This window comes from Pseudanabaena sp. 'Roaring Creek', assembly GCF_001402795.1.
GTDB lineage: Bacteria > Cyanobacteriota > Cyanobacteriia > Pseudanabaenales > Pseudanabaenaceae > Pseudanabaena.
The window spans coordinates 1-574 of sequence record NZ_LIRE01000560.1 but is presented as its reverse complement, the minus strand read 5'-3'; the positions used below and the strand labels follow the sequence as shown (position 1 = coordinate 574).

At 48.4% G+C, this 574-nt stretch carries 1 protein-coding gene; it reads right to left on the bottom strand.

Translation table 11 applies throughout. The annotated features are described in order from the left end of the window. Nucleotides 1–574, bottom strand: a 574-nt coding sequence (locus AC805_RS16315; RefSeq protein WP_231663294.1) for a HAMP domain-containing sensor histidine kinase, incomplete at both ends; no start/stop codon positions are given.

Sequence of the window (574 nt, the reverse complement as noted above, 5' to 3'; positions counted from 1 at the left end):
CCCATCAACTGAACGATCTGCTGGCTGATGGCAAGTCCTAAGCCTGTACCTTCAGCTTGACGGGAGCGATCGCCTACCTGCTCAAAGGCTCGAAATAGCTTCTGCAAGTCATCGGGGGCGATACCCACCCCAGTATCGGTGACGGCAAAGCGTAGATGCGTATTATTTTCATTAATTTCTAAAGGCTCGACCTTTAGGATCACGCTACCTTTGTCGGTAAACTTGATCGCGTTACCCACAAGATTAATCAAGACTTGGCGCAAGCGCTTCTCATCGGCAATGATTCCCATGGGTAAATTGCGATCGGCTTCGTAGATGAAGTCGAGGCGTTTTTGGTCAGCTCGGATTTGGGAGATTTCCACTACGCCTTGGATAAGCGCAGGTAAATAGATGGCTTTGGGTGAGAGTTCGAGTTTGCGGGCTTCGATTTTCGCAATGTCCAGCACATCGTTAATTAAGGTCAACAGATGGGAACCGCATTGGTGAATTATATTGACTCCTTGGTTGACTTTTTCGGGAAGGGAGTCCATCCTTCCCAAAATCTGGGCATAGCCTAGAATTCCATTCAAAGGCG